The following is a 4,198-nucleotide window of genomic DNA, read 5'->3' as shown; positions in this document are numbered from 1 at the left end:
GATCTTCGGCTCCGTTTTTGTGATCTCGATGTTCTCGAACGCGACAAACGGCGTGCTGATCGTTAGTGTTCCAGCTCCACGCACGTCGCTTTGAGAGGTCAATGGAATGACGAGTCGACTGACTCACCTGCTGCGCCTCGGCAGTTATTTCGGTGTGATGGCCTGGGTGCTCGGTGCGCTGCTGTTCATCAATCGCCTGAGTAGCATGGTCAAGCTGTTCATGGCGTTGTACCTGCGTCAGGAGTTGGGGCTGGCGATTGAGACCGTGGGCTGGTTGCTGTCGGCGTATGGTGCGGGGTTGCTGGTCGGTTCGATGCTCGGTGGCTGGCTCAGTGATCATGTGCGTACAGCGCGGCTGACCGCGACGTTGTTCTTTGTTTCGGTGTGGGTGTTGATTCTGCTGGGGCTGGTGACGCAAGTGCCGTTGCTCGCGGCATTGCTGTTGCTCAGCGGAGCCATTGATGGCGCCATTCGCACGCTGCATCAGCGCCTGATCATGGAATATTGCGAAGTGGCGCAGCGTTCGCGTGCGCAGGCTTTGAGTCGCGTTGCGCGCAACCTCGGCATGGCCGCCGCGGGGGTGGCGGGAGGGGTGTTGGCGCAGACGGATTTTCGCTGGGTATTTTTTGGCAGTGCGGCGATGACGTTGCTGGCGTTACTGTGGTTTGTTCGCACCACGTGGCAGCGGCCGGTGCTGATCAATGACGAGCCATCCACGAGCGGTACAGGTGGGGCGGGTGGGCCGTTTCGTGACAAACCGTTCCTGTGGTTGCTGGCAGCTACGGCCGTGCTCGGCATCGCCTTCGACACGGTTTACAGCACGCTGGGTAACTATCTGCGCGATTACTACCAGTTGAGTACGGAGGCGATCGGCTGGCAGTTCGGGCTCAATGCGTTGCTGGTGATCGCGCTGCAGATTCCCCTGTCGCACTGCGGCGAGCGTTGGGGTACGCGGTGGCAAATGCTCGCAGGAAGTTTGTTGCTGGCCGTCGGTTTGGGCATGTTGCCGTTCGGTTCCGGGCTGGCGTTCGTCTGTCTGTCGACGCTGATCTGGACTTTGGGTGAAGCGTTGTTCATGCCGCCGCTGAATGTGCTGGTGATGCAGTTTGCCCAGAGTGGCAAAAGCGGTCAGTACTTTGGCCTGTTCTTTATGAGCTGGAGTGCCAGCGCGTTGTTGTCGCCGGTGCTCAGTGCTCAGTTGTACGGTCAGTTCGGCGGCCACAGTGTCTGGCTGAGCAGCACCGTGTTGGTACTGATGTCGATTCCCTTGACGTGGCAAGCGACCCGTCCGCTTAGCTGATCCCGCGATAGACGTTATTCGAAACCTGTCTGTCTGCGCAGGGCATTTCTGCCTGCCCGTCGGCGTCCTATCTGGTGAACCCGATGGATCGGAACTAGATTTCACACAGCGCCAGTCAGGCACGCATGTCTCACCTGAAAAAGGATGGAGTCGGCTATGAAAAGCAGATTGCTACGGGTTTTATTGCTGTTGAAAGTGATGGTCATGCTGTCCCTCGGCACCGCGACGGCCTGGGCCGAGTGCGAGGATCACGATTCCCAGGCCTTTAACGGCCAGGTCGGGCACAGCGGCTTGATGCTCGCCAAGTCTGAATCCGAGCCGGGCGATCAGGGGCAGGGTGGCAGCGCCGATGATGACGACTCGACTACCGATGATCCGGAATCTGATGGTCCGGACGACGAAGGCGACAGCCAGACGTAAACCGCAGGCAAAAGAAAACCCCTTCTGCCTCGACTGATGCGCAATCGAGACGGAAGGGGTTTGGTTAACACGTCACTCTGTTTGAAATGCGATCCCTGTGGGAGCGAGCTTGCTCGCGAAAGCGGTGTATCAGGCGACATCTATGTTGAATGATCCAACGCCTTCGCGAGCAAGCTCGCTCCCACAGTGTTTTGTATCGCTCTCCGGATTTGCTTATGCCGCGCCGTCGAGGAACTGCTCGGCGTAGTGGCAAGCCACCTGCCGGCTATCGAGTTGGCGCAACGCCGGCTCTTCCGTGCTGCAGCGCTCGGTCGCATACGGGCAGCGCTTGTGGAAAGCGCAGCCAGCGGGCGGGTTCAGCGGGTTGGGCAGTTCGCCGACGATCTTGATTTTCGGCTTGTTCGGGTCCGGGTGAATGGTCGGGGTCGCCGACAGCAGTGCCTGGGTGTAAGGGTGCAGCGGGCGCTCGTAGATGTCGTTTTTCGGGCCCAGTTCCACCGGGCGACCGAGGTACATCACCATCACGTCATCGGCCACGTGTTGCACCACCGCCAGGTTGTGCGAGATGAACACGTAAGCCGTGTTGAACTCCTGCTGCAGATCCATGAACAGGTTGAGCACCTGCGCCTGAATCGACACGTCCAGCGCCGAGGTCGGTTCGTCCGCCACCAGCACTTTCGGTTGCAGCATCATCGCCCGGGCCAGCGCAATGCGCTGGCGCTGACCGCCGGAGAACATGTGCGGATAGCGCTGATAGTGCTCGGGACGCAAGCCCACCTGCTTCATCATCGCCTGGACTTTCTCGCGACGTTCGGTCGCCGACAGGTTGGTGTTGATCAACAAAGGTTCAGCCAACTGATCACCGATTTTCTGCCGTGGGTTCAACGATGCGTACGGGCTCTGGAACACCATCTGCACGTCTTTGCGCAGCTGTTTGCGCTGGGCCTTGTCGGCACCGGCGACTTCCTGGCCGGCGATTTTCAAGGAGCCGGACGACGGCTCTTCAATCAGCGTCAGGGCGCGGGCGAGGGTGGATTTGCCGCAGCCCGACTCGCCGACCACGGCGAGGGTCTTGCCGGCCTCCAGCTCGAACGACACGCCGTTGAGTGCGCGCACGGTCGCATGGCCCTTGAACAGGCCACGGGAGACTTCGTAATGACGGGTCAGGTCGCGGGCGGTAAGTACGACGGCCATTACGCCACCTCCTGGTTCAGCGGGTAGAAGCAGCGGGCGAGGCTGTTGGCTTTCGGGTCAAGGCTCGGACGCTGCGCACGGCAGCTGTCTTGCACGTACGGGCAGCGCGGCGACAGCAGGCAACCCTGCGGACGGTCGTAACGGCCCGGAACAATGCCCGGCAGGGTCGACAGGCGCGAGGCGCCGAGGCTGTGCTCGGGAATCGCCTTGAGCAGCGCTTCGCTGTAGGGGTGCGCCGGGATGTCGAACAGTTGCGGCACCTGACCGACTTCAACGGCTTGCCCTGCGTACATCACGCACACGCGCTGGGCAGTTTCGGCCACGACCGCGAGGTCGTGGGTGATCAGCACCAGGCCCATGTTCTGTTCTTTCTGCAACGCCAGCAGCAGATCCATGATCTGCGCCTGAATCGTTACGTCGAGCGCGGTGGTCGGTTCGTCGGCGATCAGCAGTTTCGGCTCGCCGGCAATCGCCATGGCAATCGCCACACGCTGGCTCATGCCGCCGGACAGTTGGTGCGGGTAGGCGTCCATGCGGCTGGCGGCGCCCGGGATTTCAACTTTTTCCAGCAGCTCGATGGCGCGTTTGCGCGCTTGCTTGCCGGACATTTTCAGGTGCAGGCGCAGCACTTCTTCGATCTGGAAACCGACGGTGTAGCTCGGGTTGAGCGCGGTCATCGGGTCCTGGAACACCATCGACAGGTCTTTGCCGACGATTTGCCGACGCTGACGATTGCTCAGCTTGAGCATGTCCTTGCCGTCAAAGCTGAGCGCGTCGGCGGTGACGATGCCAGGATGCTCGATCAGGCCCATCAGCGCCATCATGGTCACGGATTTACCCGAGCCCGATTCGCCAACGATGGCCAGTACTTCGCCCTTGTCGACTTTCAGGTCGAGGCCGTCGACAACGGGCGTCGCGGTCTTGTCGCCGAAGCGAACGTTGAGATTCTTGATTTCTAGCAGTGACATGGGAATCTCCTCAGGCGGCGTTCTTGAGTTTCGGGTCCAGCGCATCGCGCAGGCCGTCGCCCATCAAGTTGATTGCCAGCACGCTGAGCAAAATGGTCAAACCAGGCAGGCTCACCACCCACCAGGCGCGTTCGATGTAGTCGCGGGCCGAGGCCAGCATGGTGCCCCACTCAGGGGTTGGCGGTTGTACGCCAAGGCCGAGGAAGCCCAGCGCCGCCGCGTCGAGAATCGCCGAAGAGAAGCTCAGGGTCGCTTGAACGATCAGCGGTGCCATGCAGTTGGGCAGCACGGTGATGAACATCAGGCGTGGCAGACC

General features: G+C 61.0%; 5 protein-coding genes. 2 read left to right on the top strand and 3 right to left on the bottom strand.

What is annotated here, in order from left to right; all coding sequences use genetic code 11:
- Positions 1-106: 106 nt before the first annotated feature.
- Together DBR24_RS14210 and DBR24_RS14205 are read left to right on the top strand one after the other, a co-directional pair.
- A complete protein-coding gene (locus tag DBR24_RS14210) occupies positions 107-1,300 on the top strand; it encodes an MFS transporter (protein WP_128615076.1) in 1,194 nt (397 codons plus the stop codon).
- Between the two features lie 156 nt (positions 1,301-1,456).
- Complete coding sequence (locus tag DBR24_RS14205) at positions 1,457-1,720, top strand: hypothetical protein (RefSeq protein WP_128615075.1); 264 nt, start codon at positions 1,457-1,459, stop codon at positions 1,718-1,720.
- Between the two features lie 213 nt (positions 1,721-1,933).
- Here the strand turns inward: DBR24_RS14205 and DBR24_RS14200 are convergent, their stop codons facing one another.
- From DBR24_RS14200 to DBR24_RS14190, 3 genes are all read right to left on the bottom strand, one after another.
- Positions 1,934-2,914 (bottom strand): peptide ABC transporter ATP-binding protein, encoded by a 981-nt coding sequence (locus DBR24_RS14200; protein WP_025109499.1) that lies wholly within the window; start codon positions 2,912-2,914, stop codon positions 1,934-1,936.
- Positions 2,914-3,882 (bottom strand): ABC transporter ATP-binding protein, encoded by a 969-nt coding sequence (locus DBR24_RS14195; protein WP_123464592.1) that lies wholly within the window; start codon positions 3,880-3,882, stop codon positions 2,914-2,916. The genes DBR24_RS14200 and DBR24_RS14195 overlap by 1 nt, the downstream gene beginning before the upstream one ends.
- A gap of 10 nt (positions 3,883-3,892) precedes the next feature.
- Positions 3,893-4,198 (bottom strand): ABC transporter permease subunit (locus DBR24_RS14190; RefSeq protein ID WP_128615074.1); only part of this gene is annotated, 306 nt, incomplete at its 5' end.

The sequence above is a fragment of the Pseudomonas sp. HMWF006 genome, assembly GCF_003061205.1.
Taxonomy (GTDB): Bacteria; Pseudomonadota; Gammaproteobacteria; order Pseudomonadales; family Pseudomonadaceae; genus Aquipseudomonas; species Aquipseudomonas monsensis.
The sequence above is the reverse complement of the archived record's forward strand: the minus strand, read 5'-3'. Positions and strand labels throughout refer to the sequence as shown.

Bases quoted from the DNA above. Each gene is read 5' to 3' on its own strand.
- DBR24_RS14210 (WP_128615076.1), top strand. From the start codon at position 107: ATGACGAGTCGACTGACTCACCTGCTGCGCCTCGGCAGTTATTTCGGT.
- DBR24_RS14200 (WP_025109499.1), bottom strand. From the start codon at position 2,914: ATGGCCGTCGTACTTACCGCCCGCGACCTGACCCGTCATTACGAAGTC.
- DBR24_RS14195 (WP_123464592.1), bottom strand. From the start codon at position 3,882: ATGTCACTGCTAGAAATCAAGAATCTCAACGTTCGCTTCGGCGACAAG.
- DBR24_RS14205 (WP_128615075.1), top strand. From the start codon at position 1,457: ATGAAAAGCAGATTGCTACGGGTTTTATTGCTGTTGAAAGTGATGGTC.